Annotated in this window: 26 protein-coding genes, 1 tRNA gene and 1 pseudogene; 18 read left to right on the top strand and 10 right to left on the bottom strand. The window is 45.6% G+C overall.

Annotation, left to right across the window (positions count from 1 at the left end; all coding sequences use genetic code 11):
- Positions 1-467: 467 nt before the first annotated feature.
- The 12 genes and pseudogenes from K4039_RS10470 (at position 468) to K4039_RS10415 (ending at position 10,330) form a co-directional block, all read left to right on the top strand.
- Complete coding sequence (locus K4039_RS10470; protein WP_265235115.1) at positions 468-1,247, top strand: calcium-binding protein; 780 nt, start codon at positions 468-470, stop codon at positions 1,245-1,247.
- A gap of 161 nt (positions 1,248-1,408) precedes the next feature.
- Positions 1,409-2,014, top strand: a complete 606-nt coding sequence (locus tag K4039_RS10465) for a Uma2 family endonuclease (RefSeq protein ID WP_265235114.1) — start codon at positions 1,409-1,411, stop codon at positions 2,012-2,014.
- Positions 1,995-2,117, top strand: a complete 123-nt coding sequence (locus K4039_RS10460; RefSeq protein WP_265235113.1) for a hypothetical protein — start codon at positions 1,995-1,997, stop codon at positions 2,115-2,117. Before K4039_RS10465 ends, K4039_RS10460 begins: the two co-directional genes overlap by 20 nt.
- Positions 2,118-2,204: 87 nt before the next feature.
- Entirely contained in the window at positions 2,205-3,713 is a 1,509-nt protein-coding gene (locus K4039_RS10455) for a tetratricopeptide repeat-containing serine protease family protein (RefSeq protein WP_265235112.1), read from the top strand.
- 169 nt (positions 3,714-3,882) lie between these two features.
- A complete protein-coding gene (locus K4039_RS10450) occupies positions 3,883-4,182 on the top strand; it encodes a DUF2283 domain-containing protein (protein WP_265235111.1) in 300 nt (99 codons plus the stop codon).
- Between the two features lie 22 nt (positions 4,183-4,204).
- Positions 4,205-5,422 (top strand): NB-ARC domain-containing protein, encoded by a 1,218-nt coding sequence (locus K4039_RS10445; RefSeq protein WP_265235110.1) that lies wholly within the window; start codon positions 4,205-4,207, stop codon positions 5,420-5,422.
- A gap of 194 nt (positions 5,423-5,616) precedes the next feature.
- A complete protein-coding gene (locus K4039_RS10440) occupies positions 5,617-5,910 on the top strand; it encodes a type II toxin-antitoxin system HigB family toxin (protein ID WP_265235109.1) in 294 nt (97 codons plus the stop codon).
- Complete coding sequence (locus K4039_RS10435) at positions 5,900-6,319, top strand: type II toxin-antitoxin system HigA family antitoxin (protein ID WP_265235108.1); 420 nt, start codon at positions 5,900-5,902, stop codon at positions 6,317-6,319. Before K4039_RS10440 ends, K4039_RS10435 begins: the two co-directional genes overlap by 11 nt.
- A 171-nt stretch (positions 6,320-6,490) precedes the next feature.
- On the top strand, positions 6,491-7,912 hold the full coding sequence (gene ffh / locus K4039_RS10430; RefSeq protein ID WP_265235107.1) for a signal recognition particle protein: 1,422 nt from the start codon (positions 6,491-6,493) through the stop codon (positions 7,910-7,912).
- 226 nt (positions 7,913-8,138) lie between these two features.
- Positions 8,139-8,255, top strand: a pseudogene (locus K4039_RS10425) (Uma2 family endonuclease); the annotation flags it as partial.
- A gap of 278 nt (positions 8,256-8,533) precedes the next feature.
- On the top strand, positions 8,534-9,517 hold the full coding sequence (hemB, locus tag K4039_RS10420; RefSeq protein ID WP_265235106.1) for a porphobilinogen synthase: 984 nt from the start codon (positions 8,534-8,536) through the stop codon (positions 9,515-9,517).
- 324 nt (positions 9,518-9,841) lie between these two features.
- Complete coding sequence (locus tag K4039_RS10415; RefSeq protein ID WP_265235105.1) at positions 9,842-10,330, top strand: GNAT family N-acetyltransferase; 489 nt, start codon at positions 9,842-9,844, stop codon at positions 10,328-10,330.
- A 62-nt stretch (positions 10,331-10,392) separates the two neighbouring features.
- Here the strand turns inward: K4039_RS10415 and K4039_RS10410 are convergent, their stop codons facing one another.
- The 9 genes from K4039_RS10410 to K4039_RS10370 all read right to left on the bottom strand — a co-directional run bounded on the left by K4039_RS10410 (position 10,393) and on the right by K4039_RS10370 (position 16,814).
- Positions 10,393-10,518 carry a hypothetical protein gene (locus tag K4039_RS10410; RefSeq protein ID WP_265235104.1) on the bottom strand — a complete coding sequence of 42 codons (126 nt, stop codon included), beginning with the start codon at positions 10,516-10,518 and terminating at the stop codon, positions 10,393-10,395.
- Between the two features lie 80 nt (positions 10,519-10,598).
- Positions 10,599-11,534: a sensor histidine kinase KdpD gene (locus K4039_RS10405; protein ID WP_265235103.1), complete on the bottom strand. Its 936-nt coding sequence runs from the start codon at positions 11,532-11,534 to the stop codon at positions 10,599-10,601.
- A gap of 25 nt (positions 11,535-11,559) precedes the next feature.
- Positions 11,560-12,162, bottom strand: a complete 603-nt coding sequence (locus K4039_RS10400; protein ID WP_265235102.1) for an L-threonylcarbamoyladenylate synthase — start codon at positions 12,160-12,162, stop codon at positions 11,560-11,562.
- 148 nt (positions 12,163-12,310) lie between these two features.
- Complete coding sequence (locus K4039_RS10395; RefSeq protein WP_265235101.1) at positions 12,311-12,868, bottom strand: YcxB family protein; 558 nt, start codon at positions 12,866-12,868, stop codon at positions 12,311-12,313.
- Positions 12,869-13,294, bottom strand: coding sequence for a YcxB family protein (locus tag K4039_RS10390; RefSeq protein WP_265235100.1), 426 nt, complete (start codon positions 13,292-13,294; stop codon positions 12,869-12,871). It abuts the gene before it with no gap.
- 337 nt (positions 13,295-13,631) lie between these two features.
- Positions 13,632-14,570 carry a peptide chain release factor N(5)-glutamine methyltransferase gene (prmC, locus tag K4039_RS10385; protein WP_265235099.1) on the bottom strand — a complete coding sequence of 313 codons (939 nt, stop codon included), beginning with the start codon at positions 14,568-14,570 and terminating at the stop codon, positions 13,632-13,634.
- Between the two features lie 328 nt (positions 14,571-14,898).
- Positions 14,899-15,765 (bottom strand): Tic22 family protein, encoded by an 867-nt coding sequence (locus tag K4039_RS10380; protein ID WP_265235098.1) that lies wholly within the window; start codon positions 15,763-15,765, stop codon positions 14,899-14,901.
- A 152-nt stretch (positions 15,766-15,917) separates the two neighbouring features.
- Positions 15,918-15,991: transfer RNA gene (locus K4039_RS10375), tRNA-Pro, on the bottom strand.
- A gap of 271 nt (positions 15,992-16,262) precedes the next feature.
- Positions 16,263-16,814 (bottom strand): GNAT family N-acetyltransferase, encoded by a 552-nt coding sequence (locus tag K4039_RS10370; RefSeq protein ID WP_265235097.1) that lies wholly within the window; start codon positions 16,812-16,814, stop codon positions 16,263-16,265.
- Between the two features lie 508 nt (positions 16,815-17,322).
- Between K4039_RS10370 and K4039_RS10365 the strand changes: the two genes are divergently transcribed.
- Positions 17,323-18,048: a hypothetical protein gene (locus tag K4039_RS10365; RefSeq protein ID WP_006631881.1), complete on the top strand. Its 726-nt coding sequence runs from the start codon at positions 17,323-17,325 to the stop codon at positions 18,046-18,048.
- Here K4039_RS10365 and K4039_RS10360 read toward each other — a convergent pair.
- A complete protein-coding gene (locus tag K4039_RS10360; RefSeq protein ID WP_265235096.1) occupies positions 18,045-18,191 on the bottom strand; it encodes a hypothetical protein in 147 nt (48 codons plus the stop codon). The two genes, K4039_RS10365 and K4039_RS10360, sit on opposite strands and share 4 nt — an antisense overlap.
- Between K4039_RS10360 and K4039_RS10355 the strand changes: the two genes are divergently transcribed.
- The 5 genes from K4039_RS10355 (at position 18,181) to lptC (ending at position 25,138) form a co-directional block, all read left to right on the top strand.
- Entirely contained in the window at positions 18,181-19,047 is an 867-nt protein-coding gene (locus K4039_RS10355) for an alpha/beta fold hydrolase (protein ID WP_265235095.1), read from the top strand. The two genes, K4039_RS10360 and K4039_RS10355, sit on opposite strands and share 11 nt — an antisense overlap.
- Before the next feature lie 300 nt (positions 19,048-19,347).
- On the top strand, positions 19,348-20,445 hold the full coding sequence (hrcA, locus tag K4039_RS10350) for a heat-inducible transcriptional repressor HrcA (protein WP_321161590.1): 1,098 nt from the start codon (positions 19,348-19,350) through the stop codon (positions 20,443-20,445).
- A 993-nt stretch (positions 20,446-21,438) separates the two neighbouring features.
- The gene (gene metG, locus K4039_RS10345; RefSeq protein ID WP_265235094.1) at positions 21,439-23,046 is read left to right on the top strand and encodes a methionine--tRNA ligase; all 1,608 of its coding nucleotides are present in this window, start codon (positions 21,439-21,441) and stop codon (positions 23,044-23,046) included.
- 90 nt (positions 23,047-23,136) lie between these two features.
- Positions 23,137-23,742 (top strand): NYN domain-containing protein, encoded by a 606-nt coding sequence (locus K4039_RS10340; protein WP_096831201.1) that lies wholly within the window; start codon positions 23,137-23,139, stop codon positions 23,740-23,742.
- A 154-nt stretch (positions 23,743-23,896) separates the two neighbouring features.
- Positions 23,897-25,138 (top strand): LPS export ABC transporter periplasmic protein LptC, encoded by a 1,242-nt coding sequence (lptC, locus tag K4039_RS10335; protein WP_265235093.1) that lies wholly within the window; start codon positions 23,897-23,899, stop codon positions 25,136-25,138.
- The last annotated feature ends 107 nt before the right edge of the window (positions 25,139-25,245 follow it).

The following is a 25,245-nucleotide window of genomic DNA, read 5'->3' as shown; positions in this document are numbered from 1 at the left end:
GAAAGCAGTGGATTTTGTTACAAAATGGGCGAACGGCGATTTAGAGCGAATGTAAAGAACTCAGATCCTGTTTGTAAAGTTTGTGTATGGGTCTCGGAAACTGGGCGTATTCTCGGACGATCGCTCCCTAAACTTTTACATTGCTTGACAAACAACCTCTGAGTCTCGACGTTATAGGTGATATTAACGTGTTTGCGAGATGACGGGTCACACCCATTATAGGCGGTGAGTCGTAGCGGATAGTGTCAGCGACTAATGCTATTTGACTCCACGGCAAAATAGCAGCTTTGGGTTGAACGAGGCACAGCCTGGGCAATTTAAAATTGTAATTAGTAATTGATAATTGGCAAATTGCAATCAATTATTGAGCTGAACGAAGGAAGGCAAAATAAAATAGCCTTGCTATTTGTCAATGATTTAATTAAAATATATAATGTAAATATTACCATTTTTGCAAGGACATAATTATGGCTTTGACGATTAACAATCTCATCGGTGATTTGACTGGATTTCCTGTATTTGCTGGCGGTGGCCCACGTTTTTTGGGATTCGCTACACCAGATGAGATTGACGTAGAAGAGGGAAATTTATCGTCTTTTCCCTGGGGAGTTTGGGGTTTGGACGGCAACGATACGATAGCAGGTTCGTCGGATTCTAACGAACGGCTGTTAGGAAATAATGGGGATGATGTTATTGGTGGTGGCGAGGGAAATGATATCATTTACGGCGGCAAAGAGAACGATCGCCTGGATGGAAATGATGGCAACGATTTAGTTAGGGGCGACGCGGGAAACGACGTTATGTTTGGAGGGTCTGGAAACGATGTCCTGCGGGGAGGGCAAGGAGACGACGATTTAGACGGCAATGACGGCAACGATTTCTTGGTGGGCGATCGGGGAATTGACGTGCTGACGGGAGGCCCTGGTGCTGACATATTTGTGCTTAGAAGCAACGAACAATTTGGAGTCAATGGAGCCGATGTCATTACCGATTTTAAATTTGACGAAGGCGATCGTATCGGTTTGACAGACGGTTTAACAGAATTAGACCTCCTCTTCACAGACGACAATCTGATCGCTTACGACAACGACGGAATTATCGACGACATGGTAGTTTTTAACGGAAGAAACGGACAAATTTTGGGGATAGTTTTAAACACGAATAACTTTGAGCTTCTAGGTTCCTTTGAGCAAGCAAGTCCGTTTGCTTTGGCAATTAACGGTACTCAATTCCAGTTTTTAGCTTAATTTTTTGTAGGCGGATTTGATGGGCGGGCTAGTTCCGCGTAGGGGACATGGCAGTGCCGTGTCCCTATAGATATTGAGGATGAGCTAATGTATTGAAATATTCCTTTAGCCGTTTTTCATGCTAATCTAGAAGTAGCAACTAAAATTAGGGGGAAATATAAATGATCGCTAAAATTCACCCTCCATTAACTGCACTCCCAGAACAGCGGTTATTTTTGCCACTGTCGATGACTTGGGAGCAGTTTAAAGCTCTAGATTCCTTGCTAGAGTATACTCGCAGTGTTCGCTTGTCTTACCTGGACGGATATGTAGAGATTATGACACTTTCGCCAGCTCATGAAACCATTAAATGCCTGCTGGCATTACTGCTAGGTCAGTTTTTTTTAGAAAGAGATATTAGTTTTAGACCGACGGGTAGCGCCACACTCCAAGGGGAAACAAAAGGCAGCAGTAAGGAACCAGATTTATCTTATTACTTTGGCGAAGATAGGCGGCAGCGGGAAACGCCAGATTTGGCGATCGAAGTTGTTTTTACCAGCGGAACTATCAATAAGCTGGAATATTATCGGCGATTTAACATTGCGGAAGTTTGGTTTTGGGAAAATGGAGTATTTTCGCTTTACCAACTGAAATCGGAGGGTTATGAGTTAGTTTCTCGGAGTATGTTGTTGCCGGATTTAGATATAGAATTGCTGAGTCAGTGTTTGCAAATGTCGGAGGAAAAAGAAGCTTTGAAACTGTTTCGGAATGCTGTTCGAGGTTGCTAATATTTTGCAGGATGTGAGTGAAGGGCGCACTTATGCCAGAAATGCCGGAAATGCCAAAAATGTACGAATTGTACGAATTGTCATAACAATCGAAATCACCTAAAAACCTCCACCGTTTCTAGCCTGCGGACATTTCATTTTCCCCTATACTATTGGCAGTATAAAAAATCTCACTCTTCAGCAATTACCTATGAATAGGAGTTATTCGCGGTTTGATTCCCTCGCCAGCATCCTAGCAGGAACAGTAACGGTAGCAGGAATAGTCATGTTTGCGCCTGCACCGATTTTCGCTATGTCTTCGCCAGAAATTGCCAAAATAGCTGAATCTGTCACCGTTCAAATTAATGCAACACTTCATGGTGGCGGGTCTGGATTTATTATTGCCAAACAAGGCACAACTTACACAGTTTTGACATCTAACCATGTTGTTGCTAATATTAAGGATACTTATACAATTCGCACATCTGCTGGAAAAGACTATCAAGTAACCAGAAGTGTACTATTGCAGAAAGGCCAGAATGCTCCAGATTTAGCAGTCGTAACATTTAACAGTGCAGAATCTTATCCTGTTGTAACTTTAGGCGATTCCGAACAAGCGGCAATTGGTACAGGAATTTTTGTATTTGGCTATCCAGGTAATATGTTGGAACAAAAGTACGGAACCAATCGCAATTTTGAATTTTCACCGGGCTTTGTTACCAGCCGTCTCCCGAATCATCCACAAGGTTATACTTTGCGCTACAACGCTGTCACCAAAGGGGGAATGAGTGGGGGGCCGGTATTTGATGTAGAAGGGCGCGTAGTTGGGATTCACGGACAGGGCGATCAGGATTTAGATGATGTCACAGATACGGACAAAAAATTCCTCATAGGTAATAAAGCAATTACTAAAACAGGATTTAATTCAGCGATTCCTATTAACACTTTTATCGCTAAATTATCGGAAGCTGGGTTGAATCGATCGGCACTTTTGATAAATACCTCTCCCACAGCTAATGTACCTCTGAAACTGAACAATCCCCAAGATGCTAAAACTTATTATGTTCGGGGTTTAACTCGGTTTGATAAGGGAGATGCGCCGGGGGCTGTGGCCGATTTTACGAAAGCGATTCAAACTCAATCGGATTATGTAGAAGCTTATTTCTATCGGGGACTGGCGTATTTTGACTTGAGAGAAATTCCCAAAAGTCTCGCTGATTATAGCAAGGCGATCGCCCTAAATGGCAGTTATCTCGATGCGTACTACAATCGGGGACTGGTTTTGTCGGCGATGGGCGATCAACCGGGGGCGATCGCCGATTATACTCAAGTCATCCGTCAGGATCGAAACTTTGCGGCGGCTTACAACAACCGAGGCGTAGCGCTTTCTGACTTGGGCGATCAAAAAGGGGCGATCGACGATTTCAATCAAGCGCTGCAAATAAATCCCGGTCGCGCTAACACTTATTTTAACCGAGGATTAGCACTTTTTCGCATCAATAACGATCGCTCTGCCTTAGCTGATTACACCCAAGCAATTCAACTCAATCCCAGTTATGCTAAGGCTTATGCTAATCGAGGCATTACGTTGGTGAGAATGGGAGATCGGCCAGGGGCGATCGCAGATTTGCAGCAAGCCGCCCGTTTATTTCGCGCTCAAGGGATGGCCGCAGATGCTCAGAAAGCATTAGATTTGATTGGTCAATTGCAAAAGTCGTAAACTCAAGGTAAGTTTTCAGCCCGCGCTCAATTGGATTTTAACAATCAATCTCCCGTTAATCAACAGTTTTACGTTTACAAAGCTGTTAAGCCAATTTTCACAGAAGCACAGGAAAGAATTGTAGTAGTAATAGTCAACGTCTATTACTCTAATTAAAAGGATTCAAAACATGAGAATACTATACGATCGAGAAGTAGATGCTCTCTACATTAAGTTACTGCCATTAGCACCTGGAACAGCGGAAAATCGAGAATTGAGTGAAGACATTATTGCTGATTATAGTCCTGACGGTCAACTGGCTGGACTAGAAATTCTTGATGCTTCGCTACTTTTGGGGGAACAACTAAAAGAAATTATTGTCGAAGATGCTTCGGTTGGTGTCATTCATCAACTGGCTCTTTTGATGAAGTGTGAACTAGAAAGCAATAGGCGATTGTTAACACTATTTAGTCCCCGGAGATCCCCCTAAAGCCCCCTTAACAAGGGGGACTTTGAGAGCTTTACTCTGGAAAATACTTTCTGAAGGATTGGGAGAAAAGATTACTAAAGCTAGTTTGAAACCAATATTAGAAAATGGAAATTTTTATAACTATCAATTAGCTGTAGTTGGCGATAATATAAAACTTGGTGAGAATGTAACAGTTAATAATAACCTTAATATTTGTTCTAAGAAAGCCCGTGAATCTAGGGAATCGCCCGCAACTCCCCCAAACCCGCAACCAACAACAAAACAGCCCCGCATCGACTTAGGCGACGCACCGGAAATCCTCACGTTTTACGATCGCACATCCCAACTCACCACCCTCGAAAACTGGGTGTTAGCCGATCGCACCCGTCTCATCACCATCTTAGGATTAGCTGGAAGTGGCAAAAGTGCGATCGCCCTCCAACTAATCCAACAAATTCAACACCAATTCGACTGCATCATCTGGCGCAGCCTCCGCAACTCTCCACCGCTGAGTGCACTGGAAACCGACTTAATCAAATTCTTGGGCGATGGGTCACAAACCGAGTTACCATCAATTATCGAATACTTGCGATCGCGCCGCTGTCTGATCGTACTCGATGATGTCCAAACAATCTTCAGCAGCCAACAACTAGCCGGAAACTACAAACCAAGCTATGAAAATTATGGCACTTTCTTCAAACAAATAGCAGAATCATCTCACAACAGTTGCTTAATTTTGCTCAGTTGGGAAAAACCCAGAGAAATTGCAGCATTAGAAGGCTGTGAGAAAAATTGTCAAACATTACAAGTAAATAGTTTAGGTGAATCAGCACGAGAAATATTCACAGAAAAAGGTTTACTTGAATCAGAAAAATGGTCAGAATTGACTGAGCTTTACCGAGGCAATCCATTGTGGTTAAATATAGTAGCGACAATAATTCAAGATTTATTTGATGGCAATATTTCGGCTTTCTTATCCTATGATAGCCTAGTTTTAGGAGATTTAGAATATTTATTGCACCAACATTTTAAACGATTGTCGGAACCAGAAACACAGGTGATGTCCTGGTTGGCAAATCAAACCGCAACAGTGGAAATCTCAAACAAGCCAAGGAATCTCGAATTATCGCCGTCAGAATTCCTCAAAGCCTTGGAGTCTTTGAGACGGAGGTTATTAATTGACAAAGTGCAACAGGGTGATTGTACGTTGTTTAGTGTTCAGCGGGCGATCGCAGAATATGTAAAAACTAACATCAAATAACTTCAAAACATCCAAACTCAAAGCGCGTTAATCCGCGTACCATTCGGGAAGGCGAAGCGCCTACATTAGCGGTTTAAAAATAAAAATATCAATCAACTGGAATACTATCTAACAATGTTGCGATCGCACTTAAAAAAGGTTTATAATGCGATCGGTGCGTAAAAATCTGGTGTAGATTCAAAAAAAAGGGTAAAATGCGTGTTATTAGCCGAAAAATTCTGCGAGATTTCTGTGCAAGCCATGCGGATTCCTGCGACGCACTTTATGACTGGTATAGAGTGTCAAGTAAAGCCCAATGGCAGAACTTAATTGATGTTCAGCAAACTTATCCAAAAGCTGAGGCAGTTGGAAATTTTACTGTATTTAATATTAAGGGAAATCGATATCGCTTGATAGTCGATCTAGTTTACGCTTCTCAAAGAACCTACATCAAATATGTTTTGACTCACGCTGAGTATGATAAGGATGAGTGGAAAAATGATCCGTAGTTTTGATGTCAAATATTATACAGATTTACTGGTTAAATATCAACCAAAACCGATCGCAAATGAAGCAGAAAACGAGGCCGCGATCGCTCTCGCTAGCGAACTGGAACACCGCCCCGGGCGATCGCTGGAGGAAGAGCTATTTCTGGAGCTTTTGATCACACTCATCGAAAAATTTGAATCGGAAAATTATCCGATTACCGCAGGGGATTCAGCTTCAATGTTGCAACATTTAATGGATGCGAGAGATTTAGATAAATCTGACTTAATTCCCCTTTTGGGAACGGAAAAAGCGGTTGAGGAAATTATGCTCGATCGAAGGGCTATCGAAAGAGATGAAGCCCGAAAACTCGCCGAGTTTTTCAGAGTCGATATTAGCTTGTTTCTCGAAGCGCGATCGCAGCCTGTCTAACGGCAAAAGCGATCGACTGTTTAAATAAGATAACAAAACATCCAAACCAATCAGCGTTAATCCGCGTTAATGTGCGGTTCAAACCCCAAAAATCCAACTTTCCCCAAACTTGGGGCCAAAAACCCCCATTTAGCCCTAAAATAAAAAAGACTGACTAGCCAACAAATCCCTATGTTTGAAGCCCTTGCCGATCGACTCGAATCCACCTGGAAAAAACTGCGCGGACAGAATAAAATCTCCGAATCCAACATCCAAGACGCCATCAAAGAAGTCCGCCGCGCCCTCCTGGAAGCCGATGTCAACCTCCAAGTCGTCAAAAACTTCGTCGGAGAGGTAACGGCCAAAGCACAAGGGGCAGAGGTCGTTTCAGGCGTCCGTCCCGACCAACAATTCATCAAAATCGTCCACGACGAACTCGTGCGCGTCATGGGGGAAACCAACGTACCCCTCGCCACCGCCGAATCCGGGCCCACCGTCATCCTGATGGCCGGTTTGCAAGGAACCGGAAAAACCACGGCCACCGCCAAACTAGCCCTGCACCTCCGCAAGCAAAATCTTACCGCACTGCTAGTCGCCACTGACATTTATCGACCAGCGGCGATCGACCAATTGCTCACCCTCGGCAAACAAATCGACGTACCAGTATTTGAATTAGGCACTGATACTGACCCCGTAGAAATTGCCCGCCAAGGCATCGAATACGGCAAACAACTAGGCGTAGATACCATCATCGTCGATACAGCAGGCCGCCTGCAAATCGACCAAGAAATGATGGCAGAATTGGCCCGCATCAAACAAACAGTACAACCCCACGAAACGCTGTTAGTTGTTGATGCCATGACAGGCCAAGAAGCAGCAAATTTAACCCGCACCTTTCACGAACAAATCGGGATTACCGGTGCAATCCTCACCAAATTAGACGGCGACAGCCGCGGCGGTGCAGCCTTATCAGTTCGCCAAATATCCGGCGCGCCGATTAAATTTGTCGGCGTAGGCGAAAAAGTGGAAGCATTGCAACCATTTTATCCCGATCGCATGGCATCGAGAATACTCGGCATGGGCGATGTCTTGACGCTAGTAGAAAGAGCCCAAGAAGAATTCGACATCGCCGATGCCGAAAAAATGCAAGAGAAAATGCTCACGGCAAAGTTTGACTTTACCGACTTTCTCAAGCAAACCAGACTGTTAAAAAATATGGGTTCCCTAGGCGGCATCATGAAAATGATTCCGGGGATGAACAAACTCTCAGACGAACAAATGCGGCAAGGAGAAGTGCAGCTAAAACGCACCGAAGCCATGATTAATTCGATGACAATTGAAGAACGCCGCAATCCCGAACTTTTAGCAAGTTCTCCATCCCGTCGCCGTCGCATCGGCAAAGGCGCCGGCTACGCAGAAAACGACGTAACAAAACTCGTCAGCGATTTCCAGAAAATGCGTACTATGATGCAGCAAATGAGTCAAGGCAATTTTACAGGTATGGGAGGATTACCCGGAATGCCAGGAATGCCAGGAATGCAGGGAATGCAGGGAATGGGCGGCCAGAAGAAAAAGAAAAAGAACAAGCCTAAAAAAGGTTTCGGTCAGTTGTAACCGAAGGAAGAAGGAAGAGGGAAGAAGGAAGAAGGAAGAAGTAGAAACCGTAGGGTTCGTCGCTATTGATAATCTGCACATCAGCTTGAAAATCTCACAGCGATGCACCCTACACAATAGTTTTTTTGTTACCAATTTTGACCCAAAAAGCGTGGAATTGAATATGGTACAAACCTTTACTGAACCAGAAACTATATCTCTAGAAGTGCCGAATTCGATCGCCCTTCGGGTAGAATTTTACAGACAACAAACAGAAGTAGAAATATTAATCAATCCAGCCTAGTTGTCCGGCGAAGGCGTATTGCCGGGATTTGTGTTGAATTTAAGGCGAGTTTGGCGTTAAATTTCCTGTCAGTCTCCAAGAAGACGGCGCCGAGTTCCGTCCCAGAGAGATATTTGGGTTTGTCAGGCCACGATATATGTAGGGCTTGCTTTATAGTTTTTTGTGCGATGCTTTTTCGGTGCCATTGCACTAAAGTCATGACTACCAACAATGGACATCACAGGTTTTACATAACTTTACGTAGGTTGAGGGCGATCGACCAACAATAAGCTTTAGACTTTTAAACAAACACCTCCAGTCCCAGAAATCAGGACTTTAATCTACCCTAAAAAAACATTATGTTTCCAACTCACCGCCCCCGCCGCCTCCGCAACCATCCCCAACTCCGCCGGATGGTACGCGAAAACATCTTGACAACCAGCGATTTAATTTACCCCCTATTTGCCGTACCGGGGGAAGCTTTTGCCAAAGAAGTTATATCAATGCCCGGAGTTTACCAGCTATCGGTAGACAAAATCGTAGAAGAAGCCAAAGAAGTATACGATCTTGGCATTCCCGCGATTATTTTATTCGGCATTCCCGCAGACAAAGATACAGACGCGACAGGCGCTTGGCACGACTGCGGCATCGTCCAAAAAGCGACGGCAGCAGTTAAAGCAGCCGTACCGGATTTAATTGTCATGGTTGATACTTGTCTGTGCGAATATACCAGTCACGGTCACTGTGGCTATTTGGAAGTCGGAGATTTAAGCGGTCGCGTTTTGAACGATCCGACACTAGAATTGCTAAAGAAAACTGCCGTTGCTCAAGCTAGAGCTGGTGCAGATATTATTGCACCTTCGGGAATGATGGACGGTTTTGTGGGAGCAATTCGCGAAGGATTGGACTCGGCTGGATTTGAAGATATTCCCATCATGTCTTACGCGGCAAAATATGCCTCAGCTTATTATGGCCCGTTCCGGGATGCGGCGGATTCTGCTCCCCAATTTGGCGATCGACGCACCTATCAAATGGACCCTGGAAACGGCCGCGAAGCTCTCAAAGAAATTGCTCTCGACATTGCTGAAGGCGCAGATATGCTGATGGTTAAACCTGCTTTAGCATACATGGATATCATCTGGCGCGTTAAGGAAGCAACTAACTTACCAGTTGCGGCTTACAACGTTTCTGGAGAATATGCGATGGTGAAAGCCGCCGCTCTTAATGGTTGGATTGATGAAGAAAGAGTGGTGATGGAAACCTTGACAGGATTCAAGCGTGCTGGTGCTGATTTGATTTTGACTTATCACGCCAAAGATGCGGCCCGCTGGCTGCAAAACTGATTCACTCGTGATGCCGCCATACGTTTGGGATCGGAATACCGGGCGGTTGAAACCGCGTCTAATCTGGCGAAGTGCGGACTTCGCTGGTCTAGAAGCGGTTTCAACCGCCGTCTAATCTGGCGAATTTTGAGTCAAAGACTTTTTCACCAACTTTATACAAAAAAGTATTAATAATTACCGAAATTAGTTACAAAATATGTGTAACTAAAAATAGTTTTGTAAATCGGGAATTCAATATTGATCGTTCCCAAGCAAAATCAACTTTCAATCCTGTAAGACAGTAAAAGTAACACAGTTTAGATACAACTTAAAGGCGGATTGAGCATGACATCAACGACTAGGGATTCCAGTCACATTCAATTTTGTATAGAGCGCGATCGCGCAGACATCGCACAAATCCAAGAACTATTTAAAGCCGCCGCCTTTTGGGCGAGGGCGCGCAAAATAGAAGATTGGGAAATTGCGATCGCCAATAGCGAACCAGTTGTGACAGTTTGGGATGGCTTACGGGCGATCGGCTTTGCTAGAGCCACCTCAGACGGCATCTATCGAGCCACCATCTGGGATGTCGCCATTCACCCAGATTATCAAGGTGCAGGACTCGGCCGCCAATTAGTCCAAACCGTCTTGAGCCACCCTCGAATGTGCCGAGTAGAGCGAGTTTACCTGATGACAACTTACAAACAAAGCTTCTACGAGCGCATCGGTTTTCAGCACAACGCCAGCACCACAATGGTACTTGAAAATCAACTCTTAGAAGAGAATCTCGAATTAGAAATTAACAATGGCGAATTGCTAACTGCTATTTGTTAAAGAAGCACAAAACCTGCACCCAAATCTCTAAATAGTATGGCGTTCAATGCACACCATACTATTTACAAATAATTTACCTCTTCCCTCCCTCCGTTAAATCCATTACACAATCCGTTACCAGAAAGAATTGGTTTAAAGCCGGAACCCTGATCGATCGGGCGGGGAGAAATTAAAAGCAGACGATTCATGACTCCAATCCTCTTCCTTCCAGTTAGAGGTCGCTGTCAACTGTCAACTGTCAACTGTCAACTGTCAACTTCTTCCTTCATCACAAAGTTGCCAAAGGAATAGAACACTGAGTGCGGTTAAAATTGGACTCTTCAGACTCAGAAGGCACAGCCAGAACCTCCAACTTTCCATTCATCAAACTTAAAAGAGTCTGATTCATCAACAACCTCATGCCAGAAGAGACGTGAGAATTATCGCTGATCTTAGTAGCATCCGACTCCAAATCGTGCTTCAACAAATCCCAAGATTCGCTCCAAGCACTAACCGAACGCTGATCGTCTACCCAAATATGAACGCATCCAGATTCCGGTGAAGAATGGGCAGAAACAGAAATACTCCCCTCCTCCATCTGAGCCACAGCAGTATCTACCAAATTGACTAAAACTTGTCTAAACCTCGGCAAATCTGCCAATACATAAATCCCCGGATCGGGCGGCAATATCTCCAAACGAATGCTGCGATTAGCAGCTTGCAAGTAAGTTAAATCATCAACTTCATCAAAAACCTTAGCTAACTGAATCGGCTCAATATCCATCGTGTCAGTGCCGTGTTCAGTTTTAGCAACAGAGATAATTTCATCTATCAATTTCACCAGCTTGAGTGCTGCAACGTGAGCTTGTTCGACAAACTCTCGTTCCTCTGCAGGATCGTCGCACAAATCCGACAGAATTAATTGCAGCGTACCAATCATAGTGCTCAGGGGCGATCGCAACTCGTGAGAAGTTCGAGCCAAAAAGCCCCCCTTAAATAGACTCATCTCCGATGCCATCTGATAAGCCAATTGAGTTTGCTTCAGTTGCTCAGCCAAGGCATCAAACTTCTCTAAGTTCATTTCTTGAGGAGTTGGCGGCATAGGGGGCAAAGGTTCTGGCTGTTGCGAGCTTTTTTGTCGCCCGCGCCAAATCAAACTGCTTCCCCAACCCAGTCCTAATCCCATACCTAAATATATCAAGTCGCTCCAGCCGATCGGCGCCATATTGCTTTGCCTAGGAGTTTAGCTTTTAGCATTTTAGCTCGATCGCGCCTTGTCGCAATATTTCCCAACCGCCGCCAGTCCATTTAGCCACAGTCGAAGGCAAACTCGAAGCTGTTGGCGCTGTTGGCGCGGTTGCTAATTCAGCAGCAACTAATGTCAAGACTTCGGGAAACTGCGCCTCAATTTCTGCCACCGACTCCAGAGGCGCTTGGCCTGATAGATTAGCACTGGTAGTAGCCAAAGGGCCTGTCTGCTCTAAAATCTTGAGAGCAAGGGGAAAATTAGGGACTCGTACTCCGATTGTAGTGCGATCGATCGCATTCATCGAGGGTGGCACCAGTGGCGAAGCCGGCAACACCAAAGTTAGCGCCCCTGGCCAATAGGATTCGGCCACTTGCTGCCACAATGTTAATTCTGCCGGACTCCCCTGCACGTAGGGCCATAAAGCTTGGGGTGATGCTGCCATCAAAATCAGCGGCTTGTCTTGACGGCGGCGCTTAGCTACAAAAATCAACTCCGCGCGATCGGGCCGCGCAGCCAAAGCGGGTACAGTATCTGTAGGAAAGCTGACAATATAATCTCCTGAAATTGCTCCTTGAATCAAGGAGGCGATCGAAACTTGAGTCATCCGATTTTAGATTTTAATAGGACTTGCGCGAGGGTGGTCAGAAACCGATTTTTTTGCGAGAATACTTGTTGCAGTCCAAATATTCGGTAAAAAACCCGGTTTCTTTGGTGGGAGTGCGTAAGTCCCGTATATTTTAGATTTATCGCTTCTAATCATACATCATTTTCTTTAAAGAATTGTCACCTCTCTTACCGATATTCTTGTGCAGCACTTCTCGGAAATCCGACAATTGCTCTTCACCGCTGAATGCACGCTTGGGAACTATCATAAAATCCGAGTCTGACACAGGATAGAGGGATGGCACCGGATAAATTACTAATAATTTTCTGGTTTCAATAAATAATTCAAAATGCCCCCATTGAAAAGTCCCTTGCCAACTAGGAGTATCAACTATCAGCCCTTCTCCTATCACTTCTACTGTGATAGGTTCCCCGCAGTTCGTAGGCTCGACAATTGGCATCTTTATATTTACGTCGATTAGCACAAAAATTTTACATAAAACAGGAAGGGACACCAAAATAACACCCACCACTAAGAAGCTCGTATCTTTCGATGTTATTGCCAGATAAAGAAATAAAAATCCTATTAGTAATGCCAAGTTACGCAAGACTCGCTTTTCTGATTCTGAAGATCTGTTTAGAACCGCCTGATTAGCTTCTTTGTAATCATTAGAATTCAGTTGAAACCCAAAGTTCATTGTTTTCATTTAAACGTGAGGAACTGGCGAAATATTACTGGATAGCAATTTTCTAAATGCTTGACACTGCTCTCGGTTCAATGTATGTTTTGGAAAAAAATGGGGGATATTGGAAGACTCACAAGGATAGATAACAAACAAATTTTCTGTCTCTAAGAAGTGCGAGTAAAATTGCCACTTGAGTTTGAGGCTAACCTTTGCAGTTTTCAACTCCATTCCAGATTCAGTCACTTTTAAAATAACAAAGTTATGCCAAGCATTAGTAATATCTCTCCACATAAAGAGTTCAACGACTTCAAAAAATTGACAGAGCCAATAAACAAGTTGTACAATTATCCATCCTAACAAAAAAGGCGGCTCTGAAATTCCCCATTTGATCCCAAATTTAATCTGCCCGAAAAGCATAGACCAAAAGAAACCTCGATCGCGCGACATGATCTTTCGCCGCTCTAGGAACTTCACAATAGGGATGTAGGAGATGCCAAAACTGATTATGAAATAACCCCAGAGGGGATTTGCGGCAGCGTTAAGATAGGCAATTCCGCCCCCCACAATAAATACAGCCCTAGTCCACAACTCGACTTTCGAGAAAGTCTCGACTTTCGTGGCAATTCTACTAGCCTCTAAATATTCTTTGAAAGTAAACTGATATTCCAGCTTCACGGTGATACCTCTTGTATGCTGAGCGCGATCGCCGTTTTTACGCCAACTCTATCTCAAAATCCAGCAAGCATACAAAGTCGAGAAATTCTATCTTTCCTGGGCTTGTTCCCTAAAGACGATAGGCTAACGCAAAGCGATCGATTCCTGCTAAATCCGAAAATATCTGAACTTCAGCGTAACTCCCCTGACTTTCCAGCATCTCAGCTACCGCCTCAGCTTGTCCCGCCATCATCTCAACCAAAAAAACTCCCTCAGATTCTAAATAATCGGGAGCCGTTTCTACCAAATGCCGGATGCAATCTAAGCCATCAAAACCGCCATCTAAGGCCAGGTGAGGTTCGTGCTTCAAAACTTCCGGTTGCAGAGTCACCACCGTGCTGCTGGGAATGTAAGGCGGGTTAGACACCATGCCGCTAACTTTACCTTTGAGAAATTCTAGCGGTTCCCACCACAAACCTTGATAAAAATTAACTCGCGAGCCAAAACCCAAATTCTCAGCATTTTGTCGAGCCACTACCAAAGCTTCCCAACTGCAATCTACTGCATAAACTGTAGCATTTGTCAACTCAGAAGCCAAGCCGATCGCGATCGCCCCGCTGCCCGTTCCTAAATCCACCCAATGCGATTTTCGATTAACTGAATAGCTTTTAACAGCAGCCACAGCCAAATCGATCAGCAATTCCGTTTCAGGACGAGGAATTAGCACCGCCGGCGTTACTTTGAGCGAAAAATTCCGCCAATGTGCAACTCCCGTTAAATACTGCACAGGCACCCGTTCCTGCAACCGTCGTTGCCACAGTTGATCGAGTTCAGATAAAGACAACTTTAATTCAATTTTTGGCAAATCTTTAAACGACTCCAAACGCAGAGCCAATTTATCCAAACCTGCCAACTCTTGCAGCAGCCAGTCAAGTTCTGCTTGGGGAATGTCAGAGGCGATCGCATCTACCTTAGCTTGATTCATCCACTGCCACAACTCTAAACCCGAAACAAACATAAGACTTTTTGGGAATTGGTCATTAGTCAGTAGTCCTTGGTCAGTAGTCATTAGTCAGTAGTCCTTGGTCAGTAGTCATTAGTCAGTAGTCCTTGGTCATTGGTCAGTAGTCCTTCGTAATTGGTAATTGAGAATTGGGAATTGGGAATTGATAAATAGTAGGTTGAGTCGAGAAATCCCAAAATCCAACCTACTAACTCAGTCCCGAACCCAAAACCTAATTATGTAGGGTTCCATCCACACCGAACCTTACCGCTTTAAGTAACGCATAAAACCAATTTTTGGGTAAATCCTGTCTGTAACTAATGACCAATGACCAATGACCAATGACCAATGACTACTGACCAATGACTACTGACCAATGACTACTGACTAACTATTAGCGAGCAGGTGGAGCTGGAGCTGGAGCTGGAGCTGGTCGAGCTGGAGCTGGAGATGCAGCAGGTCGAGTTGGAGCTGGAGATGGAGCCACCTGTGGATTTTGGCCAGCACCAGCCGGTTGGCGCGATCGCACATATTCCAGCGACTCCCGCGACGGCATCAAAATCAGTTGGCTCAAAGACGGGTCATTTTCAGTACCCAAAGCTTCCAAAATCCTCTCCAAGTTCACTACTTCAATTTTAATTGTGCTATTCACGTTCGGCTGCTGCTGCTTAAAACGATCGACCATTTCCTGCAAGTCCTCCTTGTTAAAAAACAGGGGAAGCTCCTCTTTATCGCCCCGCTGAATCGTCAGATAACCATTTTCCGGGCCACCTCTCGCCAAAAACAGAGGTACACCGTTTAACTCGTTAACTTGTTGCCCGCTCTGCTGAAGTACAGTTTTAGCCGACTGCACCTGCTGCGCCGCCGGAATAAAAGCAAATAGCACCTGATCCGGCTTGCCTTTATTTTCTTGAGCGAGCCGATAAATTTCCCCCAGTGACACGGGTGTCACGCGCGCGGAGGCAGCCAACTGAGGATTTCCCGTTTTCAGTTGATCGACAAAAGCTTGAGCATCTTTCTGGCTGATGAAAATTCTGGCTACCGAAGCATTACCAGTTTGACCCTGACCTTGCTTGGGAACAGAAGCGATGAAAAACGCACCCTGACCGTCTGTAATCGTAAATACCGGCACCGGGCGTAACTTTTCTAAAATTTGTGGCACTGGCAGTGCCAGTGCAGACATCTTGGCAATGGGCAAGGGGCCGAGCAGAGTGCAGCCCACAATCCCCAATATTGCGCCTAAACGAACTAATGATTTCATGTTTTTCCACCATCGGCGATCCTGAAACACATTAACGCAAAGACTGGCCCCTTGACACGATCGACAAAAACTGCCTCAATGGGTCTCCATTTTGAACAAATGTCAACATCAGCGGCAGTTTCTGCTTGAATCTATTATTTAACATTGTGCGATCGGGATGACAGGATTTGAACCTGCGACATCCTGCTCCCAAAGCAGGCGCGCTACCAAGCTGCGCTACATCCCGTTGTGATAGTTGCCTATCTGTTAACCATTAAGTCACAAAACCCTCAGCTTGTCAAGCTTTTTTTTATTTTAATTTTCGATGCAGCTACGCTGAAGTTTTCTTTTTTGTTGTGCGGTTGGACAATACTTGCAAAGCTCTGGGCTTCATAACTGCCAAGCTGCGGAGATACAATCAAGAGCGTAACTGACCGCAGCGCACAGCCTTCTGAGGTGTGTGGCAGCGTGAATATTGCATTTACTCAACAAATCAACGCTAACCTGCACCGGGCGAGCTAATCTGGATACCAAAACATACCTTTAATCCCCTCCGGATCGGACATAAAGCCCAAATTTCGGTAAAAATCCACCACCTGAGGGTCAGCAAATAAGGTAATGTTGCTGATATCTTCACTGCGGAGTTTTTTAATGATGTATTTCATCAGCGCCTTACCCATGCCTTTACCCTGATAGTCAGGATGAACTACCACATCCCAAAGCGTGGCATTAAAAGCATGGTCTGAAGTCGCTCTGGCGAAACCGACCAGCCGTCGCTGGCTGCCCCGTATCTCCCACATAGAGACGACTAGGAAGCTGTGCTGAATAGCTTTTTTGACTTTACGCAGGGGACGGCGGGACCAACCCACTGCATTACAAAGTTCTTCGAGTTCGTAGAGGTCAATGTCCCGATCGCAACTAAAAAAGATGCGAGCGTTGCCGCTGGCGGGTTTGCGAAACATTGGGGAAAGCGGATCGCCTAACCCAAGAGTTATATCTTCCTCAAATTCCGCTGTTTGGGGTACAGAGGCAGACTCAGAACTACTAAATAAGTTTTTCCAAAAACCCATGCAGGCGCGGTTAAGGTAGTAGAAGTTGGACGATGTGAAAGAGAACCCAATAGATCAACCCACTCCGATCGGCGTGGGATGAATTGCGGGTAGCCTCTTGAGGAACAGTTTACGGTACACTCATCTTACGCCGAAAACAGGGATTTGTCGTCCAACATTGACTCTGCGCTTTTTTGCTTCTCGTCAAGTTTGGTAGAAATGTTCTGCTAGCCTGTGCCGGGACAACCCGGTGTTAAGGTAAAATTTGTTGCCCAACCAGGACAGAGGCATTTAGGAATTGCTTCTTTTTAGTACCGCCGATCGCGTCGGAAGTCATACACTTGGTGGGAAGTACAGATCGAATGGCGCAACCGCGACATTCTAGTTATGTGTTCCCAGACAAATTTGACTTCTGCTTTTAATGAGAAAGCGGGAACAATTTAAGTCGAATCGTCAAATCTAAAATCCCATTGCCATAAGGCATGGGAGAGTCAATACCTAGTATATCTCCCGCACCTTCCCCTCAATTATGGCTTCGGGTTTAAAACCATCTACCCTAGAACTTCTCAAGCGCTTTAACCGAGCGTTTCCACAGTTTTACGAGCAATTTGTCAGCAGCGAAATCCAACTGCAAAACCTCAAATTAGCTTATCAGCTTTACAAAACTCGGCAAGCAGTCATCGAAATCAGAGCCGAAGGTAATAAAAGTGCCCTGCATTTTGCTTACCGGAACCAATCTTTTCTACTGAGCGACATTTTTGGAGTATTGGCGGCCTACGGGCTGACCATTCACAGTCTGAGTCTGTACGGTCAAATTTACCCGCCGATGCTGGTATTTATCAAATTGGTGGTATCTCGCGGTGGCAAGGTACTGGCAGATAAAACAGCAGAAAACGTCTGTAGGGCGGTTCGAGAGGCCTTGGCGGGGCATTTTGAGGTTGAAGAGATGTTGGCTGTGGAATTCAATTTAGACGCGGGTTTGGAGGATGTGGCAACTGAATTTTACGTCGATCCGGTTTTCCACTTGCCAGCTCTGCTGATAGAAGCTGATAATCAGCCTGGACTTTTTTACAAAGTTATGTATGCCATCTGGCAAGAGGATTTGTTGGTGGTGAATGCAAATTTATTGGTTTGGCGGGGGCGAACTCGCCTGATTCTCTACTTGTTGGGGCCCAATGAAAGTTTAATTCCTGAGTATCTGGGGCAGAAAATCGCTGAGGGGGTGCGACAAAGATTGCTGGGCGAGCGGTTTTAGCGATCGCGCTGATGCTGGCGAAACTGGGTTTTTGCTCGATGCTTGGCCTTAATCCTGAGAAAGTGAAACCGAGTCGATCGCCCTCCTGTAACTGCCGATCCCTCTGTGCTGATTTCGCGATAGGATAAAATTATGGCAACCATAGACATCCTAGGGGTTCGGCACGCTTGCGATTTGACGGCTCCCACTGCAACTTCCCCGGTTCTGGTATTTGTCCACGGCTGGCTGTTAAGCCGCCGCTACTGGCAACCTTTGACCGATCGCTTGGCACCAAACTATCAGTGCCTGACCTACGATTTGCGCGGGTTTGGCGATTCTCAACCGGACGGCGACGGCCATCCAGAGCATTGGGAACCGCTTAATTCCTGTTACACTCCCGCAGCTTACGCTCGCGATTTGGAAATTTTACTCGAAAAACTCGATATTTCTAATGCTTGGTTGGTGGGGCACTCTCTCGGCGGCACGATCGCCCTTTGGGGAGCCAGCCAATTCTCTGATCGTATTAAAGGTGTTGTTTGCATCAATGCTGGCGGCGGCATCTATCTAAAGGAAGAATTCGAGCGGTTTCGCTCCGTCGGCAAACAGCTAGTCAAAATGCGTCCCCGCTGGCTGCCTCACTTGCCATTAGTAGATTTCGTGTTTGCGCGGGATTCTGTGGCAAGATCGATCGGGCGCGACTGGGGAAGGCAGCGTTTGAGAGATTTCGTGGGAGCTCATCCAGACGCAGCTTTGGGGGCTTTGTTGGAATCCACCACAGAAGCCGAGATTCACCTGTTGCCACAAATAGTGTCCCGACTCAAGCAGCCCGTGTATTTTATTGCCGGCACTAAAGACAAAATTATGGAACCCAAATACGTGCTGCATTTGGCTAGCTTTCACTGGATGTTCCAAGGTTGTGGCGAAAATGTGCTTCAGCTTGATTGCGGCCATTTGGCAATGATGGAACAGCCGGATGCAGTGGCTAGTTACCTGCAAAATATTCTTAAAGAACATAATTAGAGGGCATGGGCCAAACAGGTCATGGGGCATGGGGCATTGGCCAAACAGGTCATGGGGCATGGGGCATTGGCCAAACAGGTCATGGGGCATGGGGCATTGGGCATTAGAACTTACAAATAACCAATCACCAATCACCAATCACCAATCACCGATAATCAATAACCAGTAACAACTGACTTCTTCCTTAACCTAAAATCTGTTATGTTTAAATAAGTAAGTCTGCCCGATCGCCCTCTTGGGACAGACGTTTCGATTAAATAGTGGCTTTCAACTCTAAATACTAATTCTACTTAAATATCTGTGCGCGTTAACCTCACCGATCGGCAACAACACATCCTTTGGGCAACGGTTCGCCACTACATAGCTACAGCGGAACCCGTTGGCTCAAAAGCTTTGGCTGACGAATTCAACCTCAGCGTCAGCCCAGCTACAATTCGCAATGCGATGGGGACTCTCGAAAAAGCTGGACTGCTCTATCAGCCCCACACTTCGGCCGGACGAGTCCCCTCTGACTCCGGCTACAGAATTTATGTAGATCAGTTGATTCAGCCGTCTGATACCCTCGCCGGTAAGGTGGAAAAGGTACTAGACCAGCTCAACTGGTCGGATGGTCGCATGGATGCGGCACTTCGCGGCGCGGCTCAAATCCTGGCAACTATCAGCGGTTACATTGCCATGATCACGATACCGCAAACCAATACGGCTTGCTTGCGCCACTTGCAACTGGTGCAGCTAGAGGCCGGAAAGGTGATGCTGATTGTGGTGACGGATGCCTACGAAACTCATTCGGTGTTGGTGCAGTTGCCGAAGGGCGCAGATGGTAGCTGGCCAGATGACGAAATTGTCGATCGCGAATTGCAGATTTTGTCGAATTTTTTGAATAGCAAGCTGCGGGGGCGATCGCTTTCGGAACTCTCGACTGTAGACTGGAGCGAGTTAGACCGAGACTTTGAACTCTACGCAGAATGGATGGAAACCATGCTGACTGCTTTGAGCAGCCGCCAAAGCAATCCCACCTACACGCGAATTCTGATCGGCGGTTTGGCAGAAGCCCTGCGCTTACCAGATTTTTCGCAGTTGCAGCAAGTTCAAACCCTCGTACAACTGCTCGAACAAGAACAGGAATTGCTTTGGCCTTTGATTTTTGAATCGCCTGAGTTGGACACGCCAGGGAAGCGGGTAACTGTGCGTATTGGATCGGAAAATTCCTTAGAACCAATTCGCGGCTGTACTCTAATTTCTTCGATTTACCGCCGGGGATCGGTGCCTGTTGGTAGTGTTGGGGTTTTGGGGCCGACGCGGATGGTTTACGAAAATGCGATCGCGGTAGTGGAAGCTGCGGCCGATTATTTGTCGGAAGCTATGGGCGGAAATCGAGTTAATTTTCCCGAAGGATAAGCTGTATCGGCATTTAAATTTAATTTTTGGGCGGGCTAATAATGTCCGCCCCACTCATGGTTTCAAGAAATAGGGTTTTGAAAGTTAGATCCGAATACGGTTCACTTAAGACAGATCTCCCTGGCACACCCCTTAAAAAGGGGGGACAAGAATGCCCTCAAAGTCCCCCTTGCTTTCGGGGGATTTAGGGGGATCTCCGGGGCATAAATATGTTAAGTGAACCGTATTGAGTTAGCTCCCACATTCGACACCCTCAACTGTTACATTCGGTTTTTACGGTTTTCGATCTAGCAATTAAGCAATAAATTATACTTTTTGTCCCTATATTTATGTAGGTATACAGGGAAAAAGCCCGATCGCTCTCTGAAAAACTCGATTGTTCTCAGTGATTGTACTGTGGCACGGCAATCGTAAAAAATATGGGTTAATACATTGTTAGACGCACGCTAATTTGATCGCCCGAAGTTGAAGTAGTTTGGGTTTTTGTGTGTGCCCCGAAGGCGCTGGCAACATCGAAAAACCGGGGTTGATTGACAAAAAATCTCGGCTATCAGGCTCTGGCTGGGCCCAAAAACTAAAGCACTCGCGCTTCACGAGAGATTTTTATTATAAAAAATTGGGTTTCTGCGTCCCTGGGTCGATCGAAAACAGTGAGGATTTGCAGGCGATTAAGAGCTCCATAGCTTAGTTTCTCGCTTCGAGATGGCAAGTGGGGCCGCACCTTGGCCCTCCAAAAATTAAGGATGCGGGACAGACAATCCTAGGGAGCCACAAGTCAGCAAAATGTCAAAATATTAAGACATTTTAGAGAGTTCGTCAAAAAGAACTAAAAAAGATTAGTGTTGATATGAAAGCTATATTTCTTTTGGAAATAGCTCTGGTTAGACAAATGCAAATAACTTGCAGTAAATTTAGCTTGATTGCGGCTCCATCAAAGATTTAAACGCTGAGTTAAAATCGAAACTCAATTTAGGGAATTTTTTTTAGGATTCAATGAAATCGACCGATCAAACTAAGAATACCTTTGCAATCACAACGCCTCTGTACTATGTAAACGATTTACCTCACGTTGGCAGCGCTTACACGACTATGGCAGCAGATGCCCTAGCCCGATTTGAGCGGCTGCGGGGCAAATCTGTCTTGATGATTACCGGGACTGACGAACACGGGCAGAAAATTCAGCGCACAGCCGAGAGTTTGGGACGATCGCCCCAAGCTCACTGCGACTTAGTAGTTCCGGCGTTTGAAACGCTGTGGGAACAACTCGACATCCAGTACGATCGCTTCATCCGCACAACCTCGCGCCGCCACGAGTACATTGTCAAAGAATTTTTCCAGCGCGTCTGGAACTCCGGCGACATCTACTTGAACCAGCAACAAGGCTGGTACTGCGTCTCCTGCGAAGAATTTAAAGATGAACGGGATTTGTTACCGGGAAATCGGTGTTCCGTCCACACCAGCAAGGAAGTTGAGTGGCGCGACGAAGAAAACTACTTTTTTCGCCTGTCGCGATATCAAGACCAACTCCTCGCCTTGTACGCAGAACGTCCCGACTTCATCGCCCCGGAAAGCCGGCGCAACGAAGTTCTCAGCTTCGTCAACTCCGGCCTGCAAGACTTTTCGATTTCTAGAGTGAATCTGGCATGGGGCCTGCCGATACCGGTTGACTCCAGTCACACCATTTACGTCTGGTTTGACGCTTTACTGGCATACGTCACAGCCTTGCTAGATCCGGACAACGATCCGATGTTAGAGAATGCTTTATCTAAATGGTGGCCGATTGACCTGCACTTGATCGGCAAAGATATTCTCCGGTTTCACGCAGTTTACTGGCCGGCAATGCTGATGTCAGCGGGTATGTCGGTGCCTGGCCGTGTCTTCGCTCACGGTTTTTTGACCAAAGACGGCAAAAAAATGGGGAAATCGGAGGGTAATACTTTAAACCCAGTCGAATTGGTCAATAAATACGGCGCTGATGCAGTGCGTTACTATTTCCTCAAAGAAATTGAATTCGGAGAAGACGGCGATTTTAACGAAACTCGGTTTATCAATATATTGAATGCTGAGCTAGCAAATGATTTGGGAAATTTGCTTAACCGTACCCTAAACATGGCTCGCAAATATTGCGGAGGCTCAGTGCCAAATGTGTCGGGGGAAGACATTCCCGGCGACAACCTTCTCAAGAGTATGGGCTGGGATTTGGGCGATCGAGTCGCGGGTTTTTACGAAGAATTGGCTTTTAGCAAGGCTTGCGAAGCTGTACTTGCATTAGTGAGAGCCGGTAACAAGTTTATTGACGTACAAGCACCTTGGAGTTTGTACAAGCAAGGACAGCTCGAAAGTGTCCAACAAGTGCTATATTCTGTTCTGGAATCTGTTAGACTGGCATCTTACCTTTTATCGCCGATTATTCCTAATATCAGCAACGCTATCTATCAGCAGCTAGGTTTTTCAATTGACTTTAACGATCGGGTTGCCGTTAACAGTTCAGCGACTTTTGCAGTTCATGCTGCCTGGGGCGCTTTGCCGGCTAACCAAACTCTGGGGGAACCACAACCTGTTTTTAAGCGGCTAGAACTGCTCGAAACATTACCTTCATAGTTCGCAGCCAGCGATCGGGGTGCTATGACAGATTATGAATTAGCACTTATTTCTTTACCAATCTTTCATAAAAATTGAGGCATAACAATGATGTTGAATAGAATAGAAAGCAACGACCTTTTTACGCCGGAACAGGTTCTGGAAAATCGCGGTCGAGTAGCAATTTTTATTGACGGCTCTAACCTTTTTTACGCGGCTTTGCAGTTGGGAATTGAGATTGATTACACTAAGCTGCTGTGCCGTTTAACTGCGGGTTCGCGGCTGTTACGCTCTTTTTTCTACACTGGTGTCGATCGCACTAACGAGAAACAGCAGGGGTTTTTGCTATGGATGCGTCGCAACGGCTACCGAGTGATTTCTAAGGATTTGGTGCAGTTACCAGATGGTTCTAAGAAGGCGAACTTGGATGTAGAAATTGCTGTGGACATGATGGCCTTAGTCGGGTCTTACGACACGGCGGTTTTGGTCAGCGGTGATGGCGATTTGGCTTATGCTGTGGATGCTGTGAGCTATCGCGGCGTGCGGGTGGAAGTCGTGAGTTTGCGATCGATGACAAGTGACAGTTTGATTAATGTAGCCGATCGCTACATCGATTTGGAAATGATTAAGGACGACATCCAAAAAACATCGCGCCCTAACTATGCTTACCGCCCATTGTCGGGCTTGAGCTTGATGGACGAACACGACGACAGATAGGGAATCGGGAATCGGGAATGGGGGATGGGGAATGGGGAATGGGTAATAGTTAAGGGGTAATAGCTGATGGGTTGAATAATTGAAAATTAGAAGTTAAAAATTTAGCTCAAGTCTGACAGATTTTTGATTAGTGTTTTTAATTAGCCAATTACCAATGCCCAATGCCCAATGCCCAATGCCCAATGATGAATTAGCAATGATTAATCTCAAATCACAAATTCCTAATTTAAAATCCTCAAAATTGGTGCAGCTATGTTTGGCAGCAATGATTTTGGGGATTGGTGCTTGTGCGGCTCCGCAAGAGACTCAAAAGAATAAATTAGCTGAGGATATCAAAACTGCTCAGCAGTCAAACAGCACTCTAACTTTGAACAAAGTAACCCTAGAACAAGCAAACGAAAAGGGCGAGACGTTCTGGAAAGTAAACTCGAAAAATGCCGTTTACAGCAAAGACAACAAGATAGTTGACGTTCAGAAACCAGTCGGAAAATTGTTTCAGGACGGCAAAGAAATTTATGATATTCAGGGAGACACTGGGCAGGTGTTTCAGGAAGGAAATCAGGTTTTTCTCAAAGGTAACATAGTCGCTACTGACCTAAAAAATGGCGTGGTATTGCGGGGAAATGAGTTGGAGTGGCGGCCGAAGGAAGATGTTTTAGTTGTCCGCAATAATTTGATTGGACAGAACAAACAGGTTACTGCTTCAGCCAAGGAAGCGCGGGTTTTCAGTAGGGCTAAGAGGATGGAATTATTCGGCTCTGTGGTGGCGAATGTTAAAGATCCGGTTTTGCAATTGCGAACCGAGCATTTAGTATGGTTTGTGGAGCAACAAAAGGTACACAGCGACCAACCGACTCAAATTGACAGATATAAAGATCAAAAAGTAACAGACAGCGGTTTTGCTGACCAGGTAGATGTAGACTTAAAAACCAAGATTGCGACATTAACGAAAAACGCTCAATTAATGCCATCAGACCCACCGCTGCAAATAGAAAGCAGTTTGATGAGTTGGAATTTTCCGGCCCAATCTGTGATATCGCCCGGGCCTGTAAAGGTTTTTCACCGGGTGGAAAAGGTGACGATGACTGGGGATACGGGGCGGGGAGATTTAGAGAAAAAGATTTTTTATTTGACGGGAAATGTGGTAGGAATTGGGGAAAAACGTCAATCTCAATTAAATACCGATCGCGTAACGTGGTATTTAACTAACCAAACTTTTGACGCAGAAGGAAATGTGGTGTACAAGCAACTAAATCCGGTGTTTAATTTGACTGGGCCGAGGGCGGCGGGAGAGTTAAAAAATCAAACTGTGATTGTCAAAGGTGACGGTGGTGGTGGCCAAGTTGTTACGGAATTTGTCCCGGATGAGAATAAGGGAATTTTGGACAGTAAATAGGATTGTTGCGAAAATTATGTGTCAAGTGATATGGCAGACAGTGGCTTCGGACTCTAGTTTTTCTGGTTCCCTCAGGGTGCTGGGATGGGTTGGTACGGATATCTCGC

It is taken from the genome of Lyngbya sp. CCAP 1446/10 (genome assembly GCF_026130175.1).
Taxonomy (GTDB): domain Bacteria; phylum Cyanobacteriota; class Cyanobacteriia; order Cyanobacteriales; family Microcoleaceae; genus Microcoleus.
This window is presented reverse-complemented; position numbering and strand designations above follow the sequence as displayed.